Annotated in this window: 18 protein-coding genes and 1 tRNA gene; 7 read left to right on the plus strand and 12 right to left on the minus strand. The window is 66.0% G+C overall.

Annotated elements, in window-relative coordinates; all coding sequences use genetic code 11:
* Window positions 1-53 precede the first annotated feature (53 nt).
* From ACO2SS_RS13075 to ACO2SS_RS13085, 3 genes are all read left to right on the plus strand, one after another.
* A complete protein-coding gene (locus tag ACO2SS_RS13075; protein ID WP_423278114.1) occupies window positions 54-2,210 on the plus strand; it encodes a sodium-translocating pyrophosphatase in 2,157 nt (718 codons plus the stop codon).
* An 85-nt stretch (window positions 2,211-2,295) separates the two neighbouring features.
* Window positions 2,296-2,373, plus strand: a tRNA-Pro gene (locus tag ACO2SS_RS13080).
* A 294-nt stretch (window positions 2,374-2,667) separates the two neighbouring features.
* Entirely contained in the window at window positions 2,668-3,885 is a 1,218-nt protein-coding gene (locus ACO2SS_RS13085) for a transglycosylase SLT domain-containing protein (protein WP_423278115.1), read from the plus strand.
* A 20-nt stretch (window positions 3,886-3,905) separates the two neighbouring features.
* Here the strand turns inward: ACO2SS_RS13085 and pbfA are convergent, their stop codons facing one another.
* The 10 genes from pbfA to ACO2SS_RS13135 form a co-directional block, all read right to left on the minus strand.
* On the minus strand, window positions 3,906-5,258 hold the full coding sequence (gene pbfA, locus ACO2SS_RS13090; protein ID WP_423278116.1) for a (R)-1-hydroxy-2-aminoethylphosphonate ammonia-lyase: 1,353 nt from the start codon (window positions 5,256-5,258) through the stop codon (window positions 3,906-3,908).
* Window positions 5,258-6,382: a TIGR03364 family FAD-dependent oxidoreductase gene (locus ACO2SS_RS13095; RefSeq protein ID WP_423278117.1), complete on the minus strand. Its 1,125-nt coding sequence runs from the start codon at window positions 6,380-6,382 to the stop codon at window positions 5,258-5,260. The genes pbfA and ACO2SS_RS13095 overlap by 1 nt, the downstream gene beginning before the upstream one ends.
* On the minus strand, window positions 6,379-8,097 hold the full coding sequence (locus ACO2SS_RS13100) for a putative 2-aminoethylphosphonate ABC transporter permease subunit (RefSeq protein ID WP_423278118.1): 1,719 nt from the start codon (window positions 8,095-8,097) through the stop codon (window positions 6,379-6,381). Before ACO2SS_RS13100 ends, ACO2SS_RS13095 begins: the two co-directional genes overlap by 4 nt.
* 2 nt (window positions 8,098-8,099) lie before the next feature.
* On the minus strand, window positions 8,100-9,182 hold the full coding sequence (locus ACO2SS_RS13105) for a putative 2-aminoethylphosphonate ABC transporter ATP-binding protein (protein WP_423278119.1): 1,083 nt from the start codon (window positions 9,180-9,182) through the stop codon (window positions 8,100-8,102).
* 35 nt (window positions 9,183-9,217) lie between these two features.
* Window positions 9,218-10,246: a putative 2-aminoethylphosphonate ABC transporter substrate-binding protein gene (locus ACO2SS_RS13110; RefSeq protein WP_423278120.1), complete on the minus strand. Its 1,029-nt coding sequence runs from the start codon at window positions 10,244-10,246 to the stop codon at window positions 9,218-9,220.
* A 121-nt stretch (window positions 10,247-10,367) separates the two neighbouring features.
* Window positions 10,368-11,819, minus strand: coding sequence for a phosphonoacetaldehyde dehydrogenase (gene phnY / locus ACO2SS_RS13115; protein ID WP_423278121.1), 1,452 nt, complete (start codon window positions 11,817-11,819; stop codon window positions 10,368-10,370).
* A 7-nt stretch (window positions 11,820-11,826) separates the two neighbouring features.
* Window positions 11,827-13,080 carry a phosphonoacetate hydrolase gene (gene phnA, locus ACO2SS_RS13120; RefSeq protein WP_423278122.1) on the minus strand — a complete coding sequence of 418 codons (1,254 nt, stop codon included), beginning with the start codon at window positions 13,078-13,080 and terminating at the stop codon, window positions 11,827-11,829.
* A 10-nt stretch (window positions 13,081-13,090) separates the two neighbouring features.
* The gene (locus ACO2SS_RS13125) at window positions 13,091-14,248 is read right to left on the minus strand and encodes a 2-aminoethylphosphonate--pyruvate transaminase (protein WP_423278123.1); all 1,158 of its coding nucleotides are present in this window, start codon (window positions 14,246-14,248) and stop codon (window positions 13,091-13,093) included.
* A 10-nt stretch (window positions 14,249-14,258) separates the two neighbouring features.
* On the minus strand, window positions 14,259-15,098 hold the full coding sequence (locus tag ACO2SS_RS13130; RefSeq protein WP_423278124.1) for an EamA family transporter: 840 nt from the start codon (window positions 15,096-15,098) through the stop codon (window positions 14,259-14,261).
* A gap of 164 nt (window positions 15,099-15,262) precedes the next feature.
* Window positions 15,263-16,027 carry a DeoR/GlpR family DNA-binding transcription regulator gene (locus tag ACO2SS_RS13135; RefSeq protein WP_423278125.1) on the minus strand — a complete coding sequence of 255 codons (765 nt, stop codon included), beginning with the start codon at window positions 16,025-16,027 and terminating at the stop codon, window positions 15,263-15,265.
* 84 nt (window positions 16,028-16,111) lie between these two features.
* On the opposite strand from ACO2SS_RS13135, the gene ACO2SS_RS13140 reads away from it, so the two are divergent.
* Window positions 16,112-16,636 carry an RNA pyrophosphohydrolase gene (locus tag ACO2SS_RS13140; protein WP_423278126.1) on the plus strand — a complete coding sequence of 175 codons (525 nt, stop codon included), beginning with the start codon at window positions 16,112-16,114 and terminating at the stop codon, window positions 16,634-16,636.
* A 78-nt stretch (window positions 16,637-16,714) separates the two neighbouring features.
* Here the strand turns inward: ACO2SS_RS13140 and ACO2SS_RS13145 are convergent, their stop codons facing one another.
* Window positions 16,715-17,551: a MipA/OmpV family protein gene (locus tag ACO2SS_RS13145; protein ID WP_423278127.1), complete on the minus strand. Its 837-nt coding sequence runs from the start codon at window positions 17,549-17,551 to the stop codon at window positions 16,715-16,717.
* Between the two features lie 144 nt (window positions 17,552-17,695).
* Window positions 17,696-18,754: an amidinotransferase gene (locus tag ACO2SS_RS13150; protein ID WP_423278334.1), complete on the minus strand. Its 1,059-nt coding sequence runs from the start codon at window positions 18,752-18,754 to the stop codon at window positions 17,696-17,698.
* Window positions 18,755-19,015: 261 nt separating this feature from the next.
* Between ACO2SS_RS13150 and ACO2SS_RS13155 the strand changes: the two genes are divergently transcribed.
* The 3 genes from ACO2SS_RS13155 to hpnJ are packed head-to-tail and all read left to right on the plus strand — an operon-like array spanning window position 19,016 to window position 22,615.
* Window positions 19,016-20,029, plus strand: a complete 1,014-nt coding sequence (locus tag ACO2SS_RS13155) for a flippase-like domain-containing protein (RefSeq protein WP_423278128.1) — start codon at window positions 19,016-19,018, stop codon at window positions 20,027-20,029.
* Window positions 20,026-21,171, plus strand: a complete 1,146-nt coding sequence (gene hpnI / locus ACO2SS_RS13160; protein WP_423278129.1) for a bacteriohopanetetrol glucosamine biosynthesis glycosyltransferase HpnI — start codon at window positions 20,026-20,028, stop codon at window positions 21,169-21,171. Before ACO2SS_RS13155 ends, hpnI begins: the two co-directional genes overlap by 4 nt.
* Before the next feature lie 10 nt (window positions 21,172-21,181).
* The gene (hpnJ, locus tag ACO2SS_RS13165; RefSeq protein ID WP_423278335.1) at window positions 21,182-22,615 is read left to right on the plus strand and encodes a hopanoid biosynthesis associated radical SAM protein HpnJ; all 1,434 of its coding nucleotides are present in this window, start codon (window positions 21,182-21,184) and stop codon (window positions 22,613-22,615) included.
* Window positions 22,616-22,696 lie beyond the last annotated feature (81 nt).

Here is a 22,696-nt window from a genome sequence, read left to right on the forward strand (position 1 = left end):
GTGGCCGTCCAGAACACCTCGGGCAATTCCTTAGGAAACGGACCGGGAACTCGATGCTGGCAATCCTCCTCATCGTGATCGGCGGCGCGCTGTCGATTGCCTACGGCCTCTGGGCCATCAATGACGTGATGAAGCGCGATGCCGGGACGGCCCGGATGCAGGAGATCGCCGCCGCGGTCGCCGAAGGCGCGCAGGCGTATCTGAAGCGGCAATACATCACCATCGGCGCGGTCGGGATCGTGCTCTTCGCCATCCTGGCGTTCCTGCTCGGCATCTGGGTCGGGGTCGGGTTCGCCGTCGGGGCGATCCTCTCGGGCGCGGCCGGGTTCATCGGCATGAACGTGTCGGTCCGTGCCAACGTGCGCACAGCGCAGGCCGCCTCCCGCTCCCTGGCGGACGGACTCGACGTGGCCTTCAAGTCGGGCGCGGTGACCGGGATGCTGGTCGCCGGTCTCGCTCTCCTCGGCGTCACGATCTACTACGCGTTCTTGACCCGGGTGGTCGGCGCGGCGCCGGCGAGCCGGCTCGTCATCGATTCGCTCGTCGCCCTCGGCTTCGGCGCCTCGCTCATCTCGATCTTCGCCCGCCTCGGGGGCGGCATCTTCACGAAGGGCGCGGACGTCGGCGCCGATCTCGTCGGCAAGGTCGAGGCCGGGATCCCGGAGGACGATCCGCGCAACCCCGCGACGATCGCCGACAATGTGGGCGACAATGTCGGCGACTGCGCCGGCATGGCGGCGGACCTCTTCGAGACCTATGCGGTGACGATCGTCGCCACGATGGTGCTCGCCGCGATCTTCTTCGCCGGGCAACCCGTCCTCGAGACGATGCTGCTCTATCCGCTGGCGATCGGCGCGGCCTGCATCGTGACCTCGATCATCGGCACCTTCGCCGTGAAGCTCGGGCAGAACCAGTCCATCATGGGGGCGCTCTACAAGGGCTTCATCGCGGCGGGCGTGCTCTCCGTGGTGGCGATCGCGGTCGTGAACCTCGTCATGTTCGGCGGGTTCGGCACCGTCTTCACGACCGTCGGCGGCGTGAGCTTCACGTCGGGCGCGCTGCTAGGCTGCGCGCTGACCGGTCTCGCCGTGACGGCGCTCATCGTGGTGATCACCGAGTACTACACGGGGACCGGCAAGCGGCCTGTGGTCTCGATCGCCCAGGCCTCGGTGACCGGCCACGGCACGAACGTCATCCAGGGCCTCGCGGTCTCGCTCGAATCGACCGCCATGCCGACGATCGTGATCATCGCGGGCATCATCGTGTCCTATTCGCTGGCCGGCCTCTTCGGCATCGCGATCGCGACGACCGCCATGCTGGCGCTCGCCGGCGTGGTGGTGGCGCTCGACGCCTTCGGGCCGGTGACGGACAACGCGGGCGGCATCGCCGAGATGGCGGGCCTGCCGAGCGACGTCCGCAAGTCCACCGACGCGCTGGACGCGGTCGGCAACACCACGAAGGCGGTCACGAAGGGCTACGCCATCGGCTCGGCGGGCCTCGGCGCGCTCGTGCTCTTCGCCGCCTATACGTCCGACCTCAACTTCTTCGTGACGGAGGCGAACAAGCCCGGCGCGACGGCCTTCCAGTACTTCAAGGGCGTGACGGTAGATTTCTCGCTCTCCAACCCCTACGTCGTGGTCGGGCTGCTGCTCGGCGGTCTGATCCCGTTCCTCTTCGGCGGAATGGGCATGACGGCGGTGGGCCGCGCCGCGGGTTCCGTGGTGCAGGAGGTCCGGCGCCAGTTCCGCGAGAAGCCCGGCATCATGGAGGGGCGCGACCGGCCCGATTACGGGCGCGCGGTCGACATGCTCACGCGGGCGGCCATCAAGGAGATGATCATCCCCTCGCTCCTGCCGGTGCTCGCGCCGATCGTGACCTACTTCGTCATCAACGCGATCGCGGGCCGCAACCAGGCCTTCGCGGCGGTCGGCGCGATGCTGATGGGCGTGATCGTCACGGGCATCTTCGTCGCCATCTCGATGACCTCCGGCGGCGGCGCCTGGGACAACGCCAAGAAGAGCTTCGAGGACGGCTTCGTCGACAAGGACGGCATCCGCCACATGAAGGGCTCCGAGGCGCACAAGGCCTCCGTCACCGGCGACACCGTCGGCGACCCCTACAAAGACACCGCCGGACCGGCCGTGAATCCGGCCATCAAGATCACGAATATCATCGCGCTCCTGCTGCTCGCGATCCTCGCGCACAGCTAAATTGCGCCGCAGCCCCGGCCGGTTCGCTGGCCGGGGTTGCGCGAAAGGCCGGAAGGCCATACCAAGCAGGCACCCGCCAGGGTGTCGGAGCGTAGCGCAGCCCGGTTAGCGCACTAGTCTGGGGGACTAGGGGTCGTGGGTTCGAATCCCGCCGCTCCGACCATTTCTTCTGGAAGCGGCAGGCTGTTTAGCCGCTGAACCCGCAAGCTCCTCTTTAAGGATCTGGATAGGTGCCCTCGGCCTGTTCCGCTCGCCGTGGGGGGCTGAAGCGCCGCCGGGTTCGCGCGCGCACCTAGGTGATCCTTCGATTCCAGGCTGGCGTACAAAGGCCGAACTAACGCCCAACGGTCCGAAACGGTTCCAAAAAATCTTCATCTGGTCGCATTCCAGCCACATGCCCCGGCCAATTGGCGCCCCCGTCGGCGGCCCGAGCTGGGCGGAGCTGATTGGAGGTGAGATGCGGGTCCGGAGTGAGGCAACGTTCGAGGCAGATGGCAATCCGGACACGCAAGATCCCGTTCATTGGCTTCCTTCGCGGTATGTCGCGAGGGATCGAGTCGCCCGCGTCCTCGATGCGGTCGATCGCGCCGGAACGCGTGTCGGGCGGGTCACCGCCGTGATCGGGTTCGGTTTTCTTGCCTGTGGCACGATACCCAACTCCGCACTCGCTCCCGTCGGGGTCGCGCAGGCAGCCGGTCACCGCTTCAAGCTTCAGCCGGTACTTCCCGCCCTCGTCGATCACGTTACCGAGCCGACGGAGCGGGGCCTCGAACCTGGCATGCCGGTGGTCCCAGGATCGATTGCGACGGCCATCCCGCCGAGTCTGGTCCTGTCTGCCTCGCTGCAGGCACCCGCCCATCACGCGAATGCCCTCGAGAAGCCGACGGAGAGCGCACTTCCCGTCGCAACGCCCATCCGGGAGCTTGATGCCGCATCGGTCACTGCCGCCGATATCAAGCATCCGAGCTTCGAGGCGAGCCGCGAGGAGGTCGAGGAATATCTCCGTTTCGGTTCGCGCGAGCTGCCGCGCCGTCTGGTTGAGACAATCGTGAAGGCTGCGCTCGCGACCGATGTCGACCCGATCTACCTGATGGCCCTTGCCGACAAGGAGTCGAGCTTCCGGACGGAAGTGAAAGCGTCGACGTCCAGTGCCGAGGGGTTGTTCCAGTTCATCGAGCGGACCTGGCTCGAGACTGTCAGGACCTTTGGGGCGAAGCACGGTCTCGCTGCCGAAGCCGCAATGGTCGACACGGTCGACGACAGGCCGTCGATCGCGGACGACGCCGAGCGTACGCGCATCCTCAACCTTCGGCGTGAGCCCTACATCGCGGCCGTCATGGCGGCCGAGATGCTTCGCCGCGATGCCGCTCTCATCGGCCTCAAGATCGGCCGCGAGCTGACGCCGACGGAGATGTACCTCGCCCATTTCCTTGGGCTAGACGGTGCAACCCGCTTCATCGCCATGAAGACGGCAAAGAAGGCGCAAAGCGCGACGGCAGCTTTCCCGGCCGCCGCAAGGGCCAATGCTGCAATCTTCTTCGAGAAGGGCAAGAAGGGGCGGCGGAAAGGACTCTCCGTCCGGGAGGTCTATGCGAAGATCGACAGCATGATCGATGCGAGACTGGAGATCTTCCGTCCCGTGAAGGTTATCGCCGAACTCGATCGGAACGGCTGATCGAGCCCTGAATTGCGGGCTCAACCGGCCGCAATGGCCTTCTCGATAACGCTGAGCGCCTGCATCATCTGCGCCTCGGTCACTACCAGGGGCGGGGTCAGTGTCAGGACGTTCCCCATGGTTGTCTTGAACGACACGCCCTCGTCCAGGCAGCGGTAGAGGACCGTCTCGGCAAGGTCGCCGTCCGGCTCCCGCGTGTCCCGGTCGCGCACGAGTTCGAGTCCCAGCAGAAGGCCGCGGCCCCGGACGTCTCCGATCGCGGGTAGGCGCGCCTTCATCTCCTCCATGCGGGTTAGGGCGGCGGAGCCGACGAGCGCGGCTTTGTCGACGAGCTCCTCATCCTCGATCACCGCGATCGTTTCGAGAGCGGCACGGGTGGTGACCGGATTTTTCTCGTGCGTGTAGTGCCCAAACGCCCAGGCGCCGCCCACGTCCAACTCGGGCCGAGCGATCACGGCGGCGATCGGCAGAATGCCACCGCCGAGCGCCTTTCCCATCACCACGATATCGGGCGCGACGCCATCATGGTCGCAGGAGAACATGCGGCCGGTCTTGCCGAGCCCGGTCGGGATCTCGTCGAAAATCAGGAGGACGCCGTGGAGATCGCAGATCCGGCGCACCTCCGCCCAGAAGCCCGGCGGAGGGATGTAGGGAACGGCCCGCGTCGGTTCGGCGATGAGGCAGGCGACATCCGTGTCATGCGACAGGATGTAATCGATCATTCGGGCGCAGGCGGCGCCGCTCTCCTCCGGATTTGAGGTGCCGTAAGGGCACCGATAGCCGCCGAAGGGAGCAACTTGCAGCGCGCCGGCGACCAGCGGCGCTGCCGGGCCGGAGCGGAACAGCACCTCTCCCGACATGGCCGACGCGCCGAAGCCGGCGCCGTGAAAGGCGTCCCAGAAGGAGAGGGTCTTGTGTTTCCCGGTCGCGGCTCGAGCGAGCTTCACGGCGACTTCGACCGCGTCCGAGCCGCCGGTGGTGAACAGCACCTTGGAGAGCGTGCCAGGCGAGATTTCGCCGAGCTTCTCCGCGAGCGCCAGCGCCGGCTCGCAGGCGTAACGGCGCGGCGCGAAAGGAAGGGTGTCCATCTGCTCGGCGATCACCCGCTTCACGCGCGGATGGCCGTAACCGATGTGATGGACGTTGTTGCCGTGGAAATCCATGTAGCGGCGGCCCGCCACGTCCTCGATCCAGATTCCCTCCGCCTTCGCGATGGCGTTCAGGCAAGGAGTGGACACGGATTGGTGCAGAAAGGCTGACGTATCGCGGTCGAGCAGATGGCGCGTCCGCGCATCGAGGCTGCGCGCCTGCCAGTCCGCTCGACGATCCGTCAGGTTCGTGTCGCTTTCCGATTCCGCTACCGCCCGAAGCATCAGAGGCCCATTTCCTCGACCACTTCCTCCGCAAGCGCGAAGGAGCATGACATGCCAGCACCCGTCGCAACGGTGACGACCCGGATCTCGGGAGAAGGTGCAGCAACGATCACGGGCGCTTCTCCCGACGAGGCGTAGGTGCCGGTCCAGCGCTCGACGATTGCCGGCCGCTCGCCGAGCAGCGCCTCGTATTCGTCTAGGATCAGTCTATCGGTGGCCTCGTCCGCGAACGGGTCCGGCGTTCGATCGTAGACATGGGAATCACCAATCACGCAGGTCCCGTCGCGCGCCGCGGCGACGATCAGGTGGATGCCCGCCGCAAGCTGCGGCCCGGCCTCACGCTCGAGCCTCGCCCGCAGCGGCGCCGCCTCTGGAAGCGTCGCGAAGGCCGCATACCGCACCAGCGACAGGTCGCTCATGAGGACGTGCGGCAAGGTTCCGCTCGCGGGCCGCACCCGCATCATCTGGAGCTTGCACCGGGTCAGGCGGAACGGGGCCAGCACCTCGGGGAAGAGCGTCGTGGCATCGTCGCCGGGGGCAACGATCGCGCGCTTCGCTCTGATCCGGCCTTGGCTCGTTCGGATGAGGCCGGGCTCCACGGCGAGGACAGCAGCCCCCCAGACGAAGGTGACACCTTGCTCCGCCTCGAGAAAGGCAGCCACCCGCGGAATCGCGTCGCGCGGTTCGATGCGAACTTCGTGCGGACTGAGGAGCGCCGCGGTGGCGCGCCCGGAAAGCGCCGGAAAACGCCGGCCGATCTCGCCCGTGCCGATCAACTCGCAGCCATTCGCCATCGGGCCTGCGGCAAAGGCCTCGAGGAGAGCAGCCGCTTCCGGGCGGCGCGCAGCGGTGAGCATGCCTCGCTGGTGGATCGGGATGTCCGCCGCCTCGGCCAGCTCGAGCCAAACCTCGCACGAGCGCCGAGCCCGCCGCCACATCGCTCCCTGTTCCTGGCCGGAGACGGTGACGAAGCCGAAGTTCCTGACCGACGCGCCGTTGGCCCGGGCATCGCGCTCGATGATGACGACCTTCAGGCCGCGTCTTCGGCAGGCAAGTGCATGCGCGAGGCCGACGATCCCTGCCCCGACGATGGCGACGTCGAATTCCTGTTCTGGAAGGTTCACCGGATGCGCCAGCGTTGCAGCCGCCCGGAAAGAATGCGCGAAAGCCCCAACTGCAGCAGCTTCGCGGCAATGGCCGTCGCGACGATCGCGGTGGCCATCGCGGCGGCGGACGAGGTCGTTCCTGCCTCGTCCATATGGACGATTGCCACCGAGGCAAGCTTCGTGTCGGCGCCATAAAGGAAGATTACGGCCGATACAGTCGTCATCGCATTGACGAACATGTAGACCGCGATGTCGAGGATAGCGGGCAGCGAGATCGGCACAGTAACCCGGCCGAATGTCACCCAGAACGGTACCTTGAGGGAGGCCGAAACCGCCTCGAATTCGCCATCGATGCTTTTCAGCGCCGTCGCGGCCGTCATGTGCGCGACGGTGTAGAAGTGGGCGATCGAGTTGACCACCAGAATCGCGAGCGAGCCGTAGAGCCAGTTCAGCGGGTTCCAAGGCGCGTTGAAGAAGAAGACGTAGCCTAGTCCGATCACGAGGCCGGGCACCGCCATCGGCAGCATCGCCAGAAGCTGCGCAAAGAAGCGACCGGCGGGAAACACCTTTGTCTTCTCGACAAGATAGGCCCCGATAAATATCAGCGCCGTGCCCACGACGGCTGTGAGCGCTGACATCTTGAGCGACGTCCAGTAGGGATCCCACCCGGCGGGGTCGAAGCGCTCGAAATCGAAATTCCCGAGTGTCAGCGACAGGTTGTAGGGCCAATAGGTGATGAACGACGCCCAGATCGCGACGCCGTAGGTCGCCACCACCATCCCGGCAACGGCCACGCAGAACAGCGTGAGCACCCGGTCGGCGACTGCCCTTTTCTTCGGTTCAAGCGGGACGGCACGAGCGGAGAGGAGCGCCACCTGTCGGCGCTGAACGGTTCTTTCGACCATGAAAGCCAGCACGGCAGGCGCCAGCAGGATGATTCCGACGACTGCGCCCATCGGGAAGTTCTGCTGCCCGACGACCTGCTTATAGGCGTCAGTCGCCAAGACATTGAACTGCCCGCCGATCACCTTGGGGATACCGAAATCCGTGACAACCAACGTGAAAACGACGAAGGCGGAACTGATCAGCCCGTAGCGGGCGCCAGGCAGCGTGACCGTCCGGAACACGCGTGCCGGCTTCGTGCCGAGCGCGTCGGCGGCCTCGTATAGCCGCGCATCGGCCATCGCGAGCGCAGCGACGTTGATCACGAGTGCGTGCGGAAGGGCATACAGGACCTCCGCAATGACGATCCCGATCGGGCCGTAGATCGAGTGCCCGAACAGCGCGCCACGCAGAAGGCCCTGGTTGCCGAACACGTAAGTCAGCGCGATGGCCGCGAGGAGCGACGGCGCGAAGACCGGCAGGAGGGCAGCCGCATAGAAGAGACCCTTCAGCCGCATCCGGCTCCTGGTCAGGGCATACGCGTAGGTGAACGCGATCGGCACCACGATCGCGGTGGCGAGTGCCGCCACCAGGATGCTGTTGAACAGCGAAGCGACCAAGGTCGGCGTGGAGAAATAGGTCGCGAAGTTGCGAAGGCCGACGAATGCGCCGCTGGTGTCCTCCACGCTCTTCGTCAACAGCGACGCGAGCGGCAGGGCTATGATGCCCATCAGGATGATGATGAGCAGCAGGATCAGGAGCCGGGCGATCAGGCGCTCGCCGAGCAGGGTGGAACGCTGCCCAGACGCTGTTTCCGCGTAGACGACGCTTCCTGCTAACGCCTGGGCCATCGTCAGGCCTGGGCCGGGAAGAGGCGGATCGACTCGGGCGGCAACGCGACGAGCAGGGTCTGTCCGCTCGCCATGCCGAGGTCCCGCATGAGGTTGGCCGAGAAATCGGCCGTGATCGGAAGCGCGCCGTCCAGTTGCGGCATCAGCCGGGCCCTGCAATAGGGCCCGAGGAACTCGAGCGCATCGACCCGTACGGGGACAGCATTAGCGTCGTCCTCGCGCACGCCGCGGACGCGGATCTCCTCGGGCCGAAGCCCGAGTTTGACGCCGGAACCCGGCAGAAAGCCCCGCTCGCCTGAGCAGAGGAGCTCGATCGGTCCGCTCCGGACCCGATCGGCCGCCACGACGGTCCCGTCCAGGAACGTCATCGCGCCGATGAAGTCCGCCACGAACGGCGTCGTGGGGCGTCTGTACACCTCCACGGGCGTTCCGACCTGCTCGATCACCCCGTGGTTCATCACCACGATGCGGTCGGCCATGGCGAGCGCCTCCTCCTGGTCATGCGTGACCATGATCGTGGTCACGCCGAGGCGGCGCTGGAGGTCACGAATCTCGGCGCGGAGGCGGATCCGCACCTTGGCGTCGAGTGCCGAGAGTGGCTCGTCGAGCAGCAGGAGCTTCGGCGAGGTCGCCAGCGCACGCGCGAGTGCGACGCGCTGCTGCTGTCCGCCCGAGAGCTGGACGGGGTACTTCGCGCCCTGATCTGGAAGGCCAACCAGAGCCAGGAGTTCCTGGACGCGTTGCAGCCGTTCTGCCCGGCGCACGCCCCGGTTCACGAGACCGTAGCCAACGTTCTGCGCAACCGTGAGGTTAGGAAATAAGGCATAGGACTGGAAGACGATGCCGAAATCGCGCTCGGCCGGCGGGGCGCGCGAGACATCCCGCCCGCCCATCCAGATCTGCCCGCCATCCTGAGGATCAAGGCCGGCGATAGCCCGCAGAAGCGTCGTCTTCCCGCATCCCGAGGGGCCGAGAAAGCAGACGAATTCGCCGCTCTCCACCTCGAGATCGATCCGGTCCAGCGCCGTGAAGGCGCCGAACCGTTTTACGAGGCCGGCGACCCTCAGGAAGGATGGAACACTCATCGAGGTCACTCCCTGGTCCACCGGCTGTGGCGCGCTCAGTTCTTCGGAGCCGCCTTCGCTTCGTAGCGCTTCGACCACTCCGCCAGCACGCGGTCGCGGTTCTCCGCCATCCAGCCGAGATCGTTCTTGATCATCGCCTTCTCGGCCCCGGCCGGATAGTTCGGCGGCGTGTTCTGGACACCCGGATAGGCGACGATGGCGTAGGTCTTGGAATAGAGCTCGTTCGCTTCCTTGCTGGCGGCCCAGTCTGCGACCTTCTTGACGAGGGCCAGGTTCTTCGAGCCCTTGACGATCGCGAACGCCTCTTCTTCCCAGCCCACGCCTTCCTTCGGCAGGACGACCTCGATCGGCGCCCCTTTGGTCTTCTCGGAGGCGCCGCGCATGTCGAGCGCGAGGCCGGCCACGCGCTCGCCGCGGGCCGCCTGCACGCAGGGTGCCGAGCCCGAATGAAGATAGGACGCAATGTTCTGATGCAGGCCGTCCATGAAGGCCCAGCCCTTCTCCTCGCCCATGCTCTGCAGCCAGCCTGCGACCATCAGGTAGCCGGTGCCGGACGAGGCGGGATGAGGCATCACGACCTTGCCCTTGAACTCGGGTTTCGTAAGGTCCGCCCAGGAGGTGGGCGTCGGAATCTTGTCCTTGGCAGCCTCGGCCGTATTGAAGCAGACGACGCCAAGATAGGCGTCCATGCCTGTCCAGGTGTGCGGGCCCTTTGCTGGCCGGAACGCTTCCTTCAGCTTCTCGGCTCCTGTCGGCTTGTAGTCTTCGAGCAGCCCCGCCTTATCGAAGACGAGCAGGCTCGAGGCGGCAAGCCCGATGACCATGTCGGCGCGGGGATTTTCCTTCTCGGCCATGAAGCGAGCGGTGATGACGCCGGTGGAGTCGCGCACCCAGACCACCTCTGCTTCTGGAACCGCGGCCTCGATCGAGCGCTTGAACGGTGCGAGCTGGTCGTTTTCCAGCGCCGTGTAGATCGTCAGTTTCGTTTTGGTCTGCGCGGCTGCCGCTCCAGCGAGGCCGCATGAAAGCCCGATTGCCAGGGCCGCGTTGATCCAGGATCTCATTCGAAAAACCCCCGCTCTTCGCGCCCGGTTAGCCCGGGCTCCGCTTCAGCCGCTCTTCATCAGTACACGCTGGCCAGCGATCTCCGACAAGTCGGAAGTTTCGCCACATATGCCCACTTTTTCACACGGACCAGGGCATCGACCAGGTGCGGACGTTGGTGAAGCTCTTCATCGCCTCGACCACGCCCTCCTTGTAGCCAAGCCCAGAATCCTTGATCCCGCCGAAAGGCGACATCTCGATCCGGTAGCCGGGCACCTCCCAGAGATTGACGGTCCCGACTTCGAGCTCTGCGACGAAGCGCTGGATGTAGTCGAGGCGGTTCGTGCACACGCCCGAGGACAGCCCATACGCGGTCGAGTTCGACAGCTTGATGACAGACCCGATGTCGTCCGGGCAGCGGATGATCGGGATGACAGGCCCGAAGGTCTCCTCGTGCACGAGCTCGCAATCGGCCGGCACGCGGTCCACGACCACCGGCGGGAACAGTGCACCGGAGCGGCGCGCGCCATGCAGCCGTTCGGCGCCCCGCGCCACGGCCTGGTCGACCCGCTTCTCGAAGAGCGCAGCCGAGCGCTCGTTGATGACCGTGCCGACATCCGTCTCGGGATCCATCGGGTCGCCGGCCTTCAGCTTCTTCGCCTTTTCGACGACAAGCTTGCTGAAATCATCGGCAACGCTCTCGACCACGAGGATCCGCTTCACGGCCGTGCAGCGCTGGCCGGAATTCTTGGTCGCGCCCTGCACGGCGAGCTCGGCCGCCTTGTCGAGGTCGGCATCCTCCATGACGATCAGCGGATCGTTGCCGCCCAGCTCGAGGACGAGCCGCTTGTAGCCGGCGGTGTTGGCGATGTGCTTTCCGACCCGTACCGAGCCCGTGAAGGTCACCAGATCCGCATCCGGATCAGTGATCATGGAATCGCCCATGGTCGAGGGATTGCCGGTCACGACGTGCAGCATCTCGGGCGGCAGCCCCGCCTCGTAGAGCACGTCCGCCAGAGCGAGAGCCGTCAACGGCGTCAGTTCCGTCGGCTTCAGCACCAGGCGGTTGTTGGTGGCGATCGCCGGGGCGAGCTTGTGGCTCACCATATTGAGCGGGTGATTGAACGGCGTAATTGCCGAGATGACGCCGAGCAGGGGCGTGCGGGTTGTGAAGATCTTCCGCTGCTTCCCGTTCGGGGAGATGTCGCAGGCGTAGATCTCGCCGTCGTCCTTGATCACGAGCTGCGCCGCGAAGGACCAGACGTCGTAGGCGCGGCTCGCCTCGTAGAGCGAGTCCTTCCAGCATAGGCCGGATTCCGCCGTGATCAGGCGGGCGAAATCCTCCTTGCGATCGCGCAGGAGTTCGGCCGTGCGCTGGAGAATCTGCTGGCGCTCGTAGCGGTTGAGCTTCGGCTTGAACGCGCGGGCCGCCTTGAACGCGTCCCGGACATGCTCCGGCCGTGCAGCCGGCACCGTGCCGACGACCTCGTTCGTGTATGGGTTGAAGACCTCGACCATGTCGTCGGTCGTGACGTGCCGGCCGGAGATGCGCATCGCCTCGCGGCGGAAGGGAAGCTTTACGGGTGCGTTCATGGCAGCCTCACCCGACGTGATTGAGCGCGACGTCGAAGACGTCGAAATTCCGAAGCGTGCGGCCCGCCGGAACGTCCAGCTTCCGATTGGCGATCAGCGGGACGACCTGCTCGGTCAGCCCGCCATGCGAGCGCAGGGGCTCGGTCAACCCGGAAAGGTCGTGCTTCGAGGCGGCCGTCCCGAGCACCTTGTGGCGCGTGGAAACGACGACGATATCGCCGATCCGGTCCGGCGGCAGCTCGAAGCGCTCGCACGCCTCTTCGCGGTCGATAGCGACCTCGACCCCATCCAGGGCCGACAGCCGTGCGATGATGCCCCCCGTATCCGCGCCCCTCGGCAGGTACACGGTCGCGAAGGAGCCGAGCGCACCGTGGTGGACAACGTAGGGATCCGTGATCGGCAGGATGACCCGTGCCTCCCCGGCTCCCAGCCAGCCGTCGAGCACTTCGTGCAGGTAGATCACGTCCGGCTCCCCGGAGGCGAGGTGCTTGTCGTTCATGCCGTGATCGGCCGTGAGGACCAGCACGCAGCCGGCCGCGTCCAGTTCGCCGACGTAGCGGTCGAGCATGGCGTAGAAGCTATTCGCCATCTCCGACCCGGGTGCCGCCTTGTGCTGCACGTAGTCGGTCGTCGACAGATACATCACGTCGGGGCGAAAGCTTTTCAGCAGGTTCACGCCGGCCGCGAAGACGAACTCGGAGAGCTCGGCCGAATAGACGTCCGGCACCGGCATGCCGACGAGGTCGAGCACGTTCTCGATCCCGTTGTCGGCGAGGTTCGCCTTGTCGGCCTTCTCCGACGAGAACGCGATCGCTCGCCCGGTCGAGAAATCGAGGCCGCGTCCGAGCAGCGTGCGCAGCTTGTCCTTTGCGGTCACCATGGCGACCTTGGCGCCCGCTTCGTGGAAGGCGGCGAGGATCGTCGGCGCCTGCATGAAGCGGACGTCGTTCATCATCACCTCCTCGCCGGTGGCCGGATCGTAGAAGTAGTTCCCGGCGATGCCATGCACCGCCGGCGGGCGGCCGGTGATGATCGAGATGTTGTTGGGGTTGGTGAAGCTCGGGATGACGGACAGCGCGGTCGTATTCGCGCCCGTCTTCATCAGCCGGTTGAGGTTCGGGGCCAGACCGGCTTCGATCGCCCGCTCGATATAGCCCGGCTCGGAGCCGTCGATGCAGACGACGACGGTCGGCGTCTTGGGCCAGCGATAGGTGCGACCGTTGACGGAGACGTCCTGGCCGATACGCGATTGCATATTCATCCTTGCCTCCTCACGCGGCCTGGGCGGATGGCGTGAGGTTCACGCCCATTTCGCGAAGGACTTCCGCGACTGCCGCGATGGCGCCGCGCATCTGGTCGGGCGTGATCCGGCCGATGCAGCCGATCCGGAACGTGTCGGCGACGGTGAGTTTGCCCGGGTAGATCACGTAGCCGCGCTCCTTCAGGGCGTCATAGAAGCGCCCGAAGACGAAGTTCGCCGCTTCCGGCATCCGGAATGTGACGATGATGGGGGCCTGGAGGTCCGGGGGCAGCAGCGGCTCGAAGCCGAGCGCCTTCATGCCCTCGATCAGGACCCGGCCATTCTCGGCGTAGCGCCCGCCGCGCCCTGCGACGCCCCCTTCGGCCCAGAACTCCTCCAGCGCCTGGTGGAAGGCGACGATCACGTGGATCGGCGGCGTGAAGCGGTACTGTCCCGTACGCTGGAATCCCTCGTGCTGGTCGAAGAGGTCGAGCACCAGGGTCGTGGCATTTCCCTTCGTTTCCGCCAGGGCCTCGCGGCGGCACAGGACGAAGCCGAGCCCGGGCACCCCTTCGATGCATTTGTTGGACGAAGCAGCGACCGCGTCGAAGGCGATCTGGCGTGAATCGAGGGGGAGGGCGCCGAAGGCACTCATCGCGTCGACCAGCAGCCGCTTTCCATGCCGGGCGACGACCTCAGCGACCTCTGCCACTGGGTTGAGAATGCCGCTCGTCGTCTCGCATTGGACCACGAACACGTGGGTGATGGCGGGGTCGGAGGAGAGCGCCTTGTCCAGATCGCCTGGCACGACCGGCTGATCCTCGGCTGTCTCCTGAACGATCGCGGCGCGGCCGGCGATATCCAGGATCCTCTTCGCGCGATGCCCGTAGGCCCCGTTGACGAGCAGAAGGCACTTGCCGCTCCGCGGCACGAAGGTGGTCAGCATGGCCTCGACCGCGAAGGTCCCTGACCCTTGCATGGGCACCGTGACGTAGCGGTCAGTGCCGTGGATGATCTCGGGCAGGTGCTCCAGCACTGCCTTGTTGATCGCCACGAAGGTCGCGTCGCGCGAGCCCCAGTCGTGGACCATAGCTTCCTTGACGCTCCGGGAGGTCGTGAGCGGGCCGGGCGTGAGGAGCAGCGCGTCTCCCGTTTCGGATGTGCCGCGCGGGGCGGGAGTCTGATTCATGCGGGGAGCCTCAACCAAGCTTGATGATGACGATGCCGGCGACAATCAGGAGCGCTGCCACTCCGCGGGCCGGGACGAGCGGCTCCTTCAGGAAAAGGACGGCGATCAGCATCGCGAAGAGCACGCTCGTTTCGCGCAAGGCCGCCACAAGGGCGATCGGCGCGACCGTCATCGCCCAGATCGCAATCCAGTAGGCCGCCAAGGACATGCTCGCGCCGGCGAAACCCGGCACCAGGAAGTAGCGCATCTTCGCGAACGGGGCAGAGCCGCGGCGCCAGAGCAGGTAGAGAGGCAGCGGAATGGCATCGAAGACGAAGAGCGCCGCCGAATAGGCGTGCGGGTCCCCGGCAATGCGCGCGCCCATGCCGTCCACGATCGTGTAGCCGCAGATGACGACGGAGGTGAGGAGCGCAAAGCCGACGGCCCGCCGGTCGAAATGCGCGCCCTTGCCGCGCAGCGACATGAGCGCGATCCCGGAGCCCAGGATGGCGATTCCGACCCCGGCGGCGGCCCCGAACGGCTCCCGCACCAGGAAGAACGAGACGAAGGCAGTGAGGAGCGGCGCCCCTCCACGGGCGATCGGGTAGACCTGCCCCATATCCGCCTGCCGGTAGGCTTCCGACAGGAAGAGATAATAGGCGAGGTGGATCACGACGGAGGCGAAGAGCCATGGCCAGGCCTCCGCCTTCGGCAGCCCCAACGCGATGAGAAAGGGCAGTCCGACCAATCCGGCCAGCCCCGTCACCATTGTCATCGCGACGAACGGCTCGAGCCTGACCTTCAGGACGGCGTTCCAGCCCGCATGCATGGCGGCAGCCAGGAGCACTGCCAGAAATACGCCCGTCGTCATCCCGACACTCGCTCAGGGACTCGAATAAGCCGCGCCGGCCGGAAGAGATGGCTCGTGCAGGAGACGGCGTGTGGCCATCGTCCATGGATGGTCTCGCAGGTAGACGGCGCTACTCTAGAGAGCCTTTCATGGGATGCAACACGTTCTCACAAAAAACCACATTTTCACGCGGCGACGATGACGTCCATGCCGCGGGCCTGTAAGCCCTCCGACATCGAGGCGGGGGGCGCGATGTCCACGATGAGACCGGCCGCGCGCTCGGTATCCGGGATGCGGATCGGCGTGAGCCGTCCGAACTTGCTCCCGTCCGCCACGAGGTAGGCCCGCTTGGCGGCTCGCAGCATCCGGCTCCGCTGTTCCGCGGCGACGCGGGTGAAATCCGTGACCTCGCCGTCCTCGGAAATCCCGGCCGCGCCCACGAAGGCGAGATCGAACCGGAACCGTTCGAGCGCCTCCATGACTTCGATCCCGAAGGCGGCCTCGTCCATGCAATCCACCTCGCCGCCGAGCATGTGGACGCGCGTTCCGGGGACGCGGCACATGACCAGCGCAATCGGGAGGGAGTTGGTTGCAATCGTGAGATCGCTCTTTCCCGCGAGGGCTTCGGCGACCTTGAGCGTGGTCGCGCCCGAATCGAGAAGAACCACCATGCCGTCTTCGACGAGCTCCGCGGCGGCGCGGCCGATGGCGGCCTTGCCGTCCGGGTTCTCGCCCAGGCGCTTCACCAGCGCGGTTTCGGAGCTTCGCCGGGAGGCGCCGCCATGCACGACGTCGAGCCTGCCGCGCTTGGCGAGGCTCTTTAGGTCCCGGCGGATCGTCTCGCGCGAGACCGAGAAGGACTCTGCCAGTTCCTCGACGCTGACGGTCCCGGCGAGTCTGAGGCGAGAAAGGATTTCGTCCTGGCGGCGCGCTGCTATCGGGCGAGACATTTCGGCTGATTTCTGCTCCTCGGCGAGCGTGCGTTCCGGCCTGCGTCCAGGCAAGCACTTCTTTGAAGCTTACTCGTGGATCCGATGACTGACAGGTTCCTCAGTTCCAGCCTCTACCGGCCGAATGTCGGGGTGGCTCTCTTCAACGGCGACGGACGCGTCCTCATCGCGAGACGAATCGGGGACGACGGGCCGGAGATCGTCGTGCCGGGCTGCGAATGGCAGATGCCACAGGGAGGGATTGATCCGGACGAGGACCTCGAGGCCGCCGCGCGTCGGGAACTCTGGGAGGAAACGGGTGTCACCTCGGCGGAGGTGATCGGGATCCTGTCCGGGCCGGTCCGCTACGATTTTCCGCCCTATGCGGGGCCGCCGCACCGTCTGGCCGCGTTCCGGGGGCAGGAACAGCGCTGGTACGCGATGCGCTTCACCGGCGAGGAGCGCGAGATCGATCTCGGCATCACCACGCATGGCTCGGAGCCCGAATTCGATTCGTGGCGCTGGGAGCGGCTGGACCGGATCACGGCGCTGGTCGTGCCGTTCAAGCGGCACATCTACGCGCAGGTTGCGGAGGAATTCTCGTCGCTGGCGCTGGTCCGCTCCGGCTGATCCAGAGCGGCCCGGCCGGTCGCGTAGAAGGTGGTCCGAAGCCATCCGCGAATGACCTCGGACCGGTTTCGGCTCGCGTCAGCGCGTCCAGTTGAAGGAATAGGAGACGCTTGCGCCGAACGTCCACTGATCCCGCGATCCGATCAGCCGGGTGATCGGGCTGCGGCCGGCGTCGCCAACCAGGCGGTTGTAGCCGCCGAAGACCGACGTGCCCCAGGTCTCGTCCCACTGGTAGCTGATCGAGCCGACGCCGCCCACGGTCGTCACGCCCCCGCCGGCCCGGAAGGCGGCTGGGATGATGGCGTTTGCCGCGGCTTCTCCGGGCGTGACCCCGAAATAGGTGCGGACATAGTTCGCATCGCCGAAGCCGATCCGCGGGCCGATTGCGAAGGTCCAGCGGTCGACCGGCGCGATGAAGTCGAGCCCGGCATTGCCGACAAAACCTTCTGCACCGTTCAGCGCGTAGCGGAGCTCGACGCGGGCCCGGATGAAGCTGACCGGGAAGTATTCGAGGAAGATGCCCGGCTCGACGCTCCAGTTGATCTTCCGCAGGCCTACGAGGCGGCGGTCATCGGAGTAGTAGCGTCCGCCCTGCGCCCGCACGACGGGGCCGATGCGGAAATTGGGGATGTCCTCGTAGAGCGAGATGCTCAGGCCGTCGTCTTGCGCCGCAAAGCGAGGCGCCTCACCGAGGCGCCGGACGTTCACGGACGGATAGCCGAGCGCGATGAAGTCGTCCGCCCCAGGATACCTGGGCTTCGCCTGGCCGGTGGCCGTGATGGTCACCACGTAGGTGTCCGCTTCCACCATCATGGGCGTGCGCGCCTGCCCGTTGCTGCCGAGATCGGCTGCAGGTGCGAAGGTGGAGGAAAACACGAGAGGCGCGGCCAGCATGGCCGCGTAGCGGAACGTCATTTTTCAATTCCCGAATGGCGCGCAGTCGCGCGCCAATGTGTCGGGTGCAGGTTAATGGTCTACGACCCGACGCAGCAACGCAGCAGAGGCTTGTTGCTGACGATCCTCCGCCGGCTGTGCTTTCCGGACATCAGGCTTGGCCGTTCAAGAGTAGTCGGCCAGCGTTCCGCGACGGCGAATGTCCAAAGTCGCACAATGGAACGCGCCGCCGAACGGTCCATAGGCCAGGAACGGGATGGGCAGCGGCTCGAAGCCCCAATCCTTCAGTGCACGAATCAGCGTGGGCTGCGAGGCATCCACGACGACCTTCCTCTCGGTCAGGGACAGCACGTTGATGGAGGTCCAGGGCGAGCACATCGAGATCTTCGCCATGATGCCCGAGACGGGGTCCGGCCGAGGGGCGACGAGAACGTCCCAGCGCTTCAGGGCCGGCGGAAGATTCTCGATGTCGCAATAGTCAGGGTTCACCAGTACCTTGCCCGGCGCGAGCGGCATGAAGGTGGAGTCGATGTGCATCGGCTGCGTGCACAGGCTCGGGATCTCGTGGATCCGGTAAGTGTCGCCGAGGTGCCGCTGCAGCCAGGAGATGCCGAACCGGTTCGTGACATTGGAGACGGTCACGAAGAGGTCGCGGCCGCAGCGCACGAAGTCGGCCGCGTCGAAGACGGGCTCGAATTCGTTGATGGTGTACTCGATCGGGCCGCCCTTCTTCGGCAGCTTGTAGTTGTACCGGTAGAGGTCGTCCGTCAGTTGCGGCCGGGGCGCGGAGGTCCAGCGGGCGCCCGCCTGGAAGTATTCCTTGAACAGGGGACGGTAGGCGTCCTGCTCGAAATGGCGGGAGCGCCAGCACATCGGGCTTTCGATGATCTCGTCGCCGACCACCATGTAGCCGTCCCGCGGGCAGGCGATGGTGAACCCGCGCGAGGACCAACTCGGGGTCCGATACTTCTTCGAGAAGTCCATGATCTCGGGCCGGCGCACCTTCACGCCCTCGCCCTCGAGCAGCGCGATGAAGCCGTCGAGCTCCTTCTGCGCCAGCTTCTTCATCCAGCCCGGGTACTTGAACCCGGCTGCGAGCCGGTAGAGGCCCATCACGGAAGGCGGCAGGTTGTAGGTGACCGTGATGTGGTTGGACGGGATCGTGGCCCCCTCGAGCCGTCCGACGATCACCTCCTCGAGCGGATCCCACTCGTTGTAGGACATCACCGGGCAGGTGCTATCGGCCTCGGGCAGGCGCGACGCAGGCGCCGCCCCCGTCGCCGACTGCGTCCGGTCCAACACGTCCGCTTGCGAGGTCACCCCGAGGTCCACGTCGCCTCTCTCCAGATTATGCCCGATCGCTCCACCCGTCTGATTTTCAGGCAATGCGACCACAAATTGGGGGCATTGTTGAGCGATCTCGGATAGATAGCACGCGCATTAAACAGAGTTAGGCCTGAAGGCCAGAGTGAGACCGCGGGCAAGATGAAGCGTTTGACGGTTCTTGCCGCCTTAGCCGGGCTCGGCCTGTTCACGGGCCTCGTCGTTTATTCAGGGGCGGACGACATCCTGGCGGCCGTGAGGAGCGCCGGCTGGGCAACCCTCCTCGTCGTCCTCCTGCGGGCGGTGGCCATCGCGGTCGACGGCCTTGGCTGGAACATGCTCTTCCCGCCCGGGAAACGCCTCTCCGCCGGGGTGGCGATGCTGCTGCGCTGGATCCGCGAAGCGACGAACCAACTCCTTCCGGTCGCGGCGATCGGGGGCGATTTCATCGGCGCGCGGCTCGCCACCTTCTGGCGCTGCGAGGGCGCGATGGCCTGGGCGAGCGTGATTGCGGATATCGCGGTCCAGGCTGGAACCCAGCTGCTCTTCGCCGTGCTCGGGCTCGGGCTCCTCGTGTGGCTCGTGGGCGATAGCGAGCTTGTCCACTATGCAGCCGGAGGTCTTGGTATCGCTGCCCTCGGCCTCGCCGGGTTCCTCCTCCTCCAGAGGCGGGGTGGCTCGAAGCTCTTCCTGGCCATCGGCCAGAAGCTGGCGGCAGGGCGGGAATGGGCAGCGCTCGCCGCCGTGGAGCGCTTCTACGAGCGCCTCCGGGAAATCTATGCCAATCCGCGCGGGGTCATGGCCTCGGTGGCGATCCATTCGGCCGTGTGGATCTTCGGTTCGCTCGAGGTCTGGGTCGCCCTGCACTTCATGGGCCATCCGGTGAGCTTCGCCGAAGCCATCGTGATCGAGAGCATGGGTCAGGCGGTCCGCGGTGCGGCGTTCGCCGTCCCCGGCGGCATTGGTGTCCAGGAGGGGGGCTTCGTGGCCATCTGCGCGCTCTTCGGCATCCCGGCAGGGCCGGCGATTGCCCTGTCGCTGGTGAAGCGCGTGGCCGACCTCGCCCTCGGCGTCCCGGGGCTGATCGCTTGGCAGTGGCTCGAGGGCCGTCGCGCCTTCAGCCGCTCCGCCGAGCTCGGCGGAAAGACGGGCAGCCTGGCGGGGGGGCGCCATTGAATCCGACGGGGCTCCTCGCGGGTCTCTTCCTCGTCCTGGCGGGGGCGGGGCTCCTCTACCTGGTCGCCGCGATCGTTTTCGTGGGTCGGATCGCCTCCCGGCGCGTGCCGTCGGTAGCAGCAACCCCCGCGGTGACGGTCCTGAAGCCGCTCCACGGAGCGGAGCCGCGCTTGTTCGAAAATCTGTCGAGCTTTCTCCGGCAGGATTATCGCGGGCCGGTTCAGGTCGTGTTCGGCGTCCAGAATGCCCGGGATCCGGCCATCGAAGTCGTGCGCGCACTCGAGCGGGCATTTCCGGGGGCTACGGTCGACCTCGTGATCGATGCCAGCCTGCATGGCTCGAACCGCAAGGTTTCCAACCTGATCAACATGGCGAAGCGGATCCGCCACGAGATCGTGGTCCTCGCCGACAGCGACATGGTCGTTGCCCCGGACTACCTGCGCCGCATCGTAGACGAGTTGCACGTTCCGGGTGTGGGGGCCGTGACGTGCCTCTATCATGGGGTTGCGGCGGGCAACGTCTGGTCGCGGCTGTCGGCGCTGGCGATCGAGACGCATTTCCTCCCAAGCGTTGCCGTGGGGCTCGGCCTCGGGCTCGCGCAACCCTGCATGGGTTCGACCATCGCGCTTCGCCGCGAGACGCTTGAGGCGATAGGCGGCTTCCGGGCCTTCGCTCATGACCTCGCCGACGATTACCTGGTCGGGGCCGCCGTTCGCCGGCTCGGCCTGAAGGTCGCCGTCACGCCCTTCACGATCGGCCACGCCTGCACGGAGCGCTCCTTCCGCGACCTCGTAGGGCAGGAGCTGCGCTGGGTTCGGACGATCCGCCAGATCGATCCGGGCGGTCATGCGGGATCCGTCGTCGCGCACCCGCTTCCGCTGGCGCTGCTCGCTCTGGCTCTGTCGCCGGGTTATGTCGCCGCCTGCTTCGTCGCCGCGGCGATCCTGCTTCGGATGGGACTGTACCTTGCCGTGAAGCGGGCCTTCGGCTTAAAGGCACAGGTTTACGGGCTCGCGCCTTTGCGCGACCTGCTTTCTTTCGGCATCTTCGTGGCGAGCTTCTTCGGCCGCGGCGTCAGCTGGAGAGGGCATAGCTACGATGTGACGTCCACGGGCGTCCTCACGGCCAAGACGAGGCACTGAACCCGAGATGATGCGCACGCTCTTCCTTCAGGCGCCGTCCTTCGACGGCTTCGACGGCGGCGCCGGCTCCCGCTACCAGGCCCGTCGCGAGATCCAGTCCTTCTGGTATCCGACCTGGCTCGCACAGCCGGCCGCTCTGGTCGAAAATTCAAAGCTGATCGACGCGCCACCCCACAAGACGACCTTGCAGGACGTCCTCGGCCAGGTGCGCGACTACGACCTCGCGGTTCTGCATACCTCGACGCCGTCTTTCGATTCGGATGTGAAGGTCATCGAGGCCATGAAGGCCACGAATCCGAACCTGAAGGTCGGGCTGATCGGCGCCAAGGTTGCCGTGCAGTCGAACGAGAGCCTCGAACAGGCACCGATCGTCGACTTCGTGGCCCGCAACGAGTTCGATTTTACGGTGAAGGATGTGGCCGACGGCAAGAGCTGGTCGGACATCAAGGGGCTGTCCTACCGGAACAGCCAGGGCGTGATCGTGCACAACGAGGACCGCGCGGTCATGCACGACATGGACACGCTGCCCTTCGTCACGCCGGTCTACAAGCGCGACCTCGTGATGGAGAACTACTTCATCGGCTATCTGAAGCACCCCTACATCTCGTTCTACACGGGACGGGGCTGCAAGAGCCGCTGCACGTTCTGCCTCTGGCCGCAGACGGTCGGCGGCCACCGCTACCGCACCCGCTCCGTCGGGCACGTCATCGAGGAGGTGAAGTACATCCTCAAGGCGTTCCCGCAGATGAAAGAGCTGATGTTCGACGACGACACCTTCACGGACGATCTTCCGCGGGCGGAGGCGATCGCGAAGGAACTCGGCAAGCTCGGCGTGACCTGGTCGTGCAACGCCAAGGCGAACGTTCCGCGCGACACCCTGAAGGTGCTCAAGGACAACGGCCTGCGCCTGCTGCTCGTCGGCTACGAGAGCGGCAACCAGCAGATCCTGCACAACATCAAGAAGGGGATGCGGGTCGAGGTCGCCGAGGAGTTCACGAAGAACTGCCACGAGCTCGGCATCAAGATCCACGGCACCTTCATCCTCGGCCTGCCGGGCGAGACGCAGGACACCATCCGCGAGACGATCAAGTTCGCCACCCGCATCAACCCGCACACGATCCAGGTCTCGCTGGCCGCGCCCTATCCGGGCACTTTCCTCTACAAGCAGGCCATGGAGAACGGGTGGCTCGACGAGAGGAACGCCGAGCTCATCAACGACAACGGCATCCAGATCGCGCCGCTGCACTATCCGGGCCTGAGCCACACGGAGATCTTCACCTCGGTCGAGGATTTCTACCGGAAGTTCTACTTCCGCATCCCGAAGATCGCCTCGATCGTCGGCGAGATGGTGACCGAGCCCGACATGATGAAGCGGCGGCTGCGCGAGGGCGTAGAGTTCTTCCGCTTCCTCAAGGAGCGCCGTGGCGTCGCGCAGGCGGCGTAACTTGACCAGCGCGGTGTGACGGACGGCGCGGAAACCGAGAAGGCGGTCGCCGAGCTTCCTCCCGAGGAACTGGCCGCCTTC

Source organism: Enterovirga sp. CN4-39, from assembly GCF_049446235.1.
Classification (GTDB): domain Bacteria; phylum Pseudomonadota; class Alphaproteobacteria; order Rhizobiales; family Beijerinckiaceae; genus Enterovirga.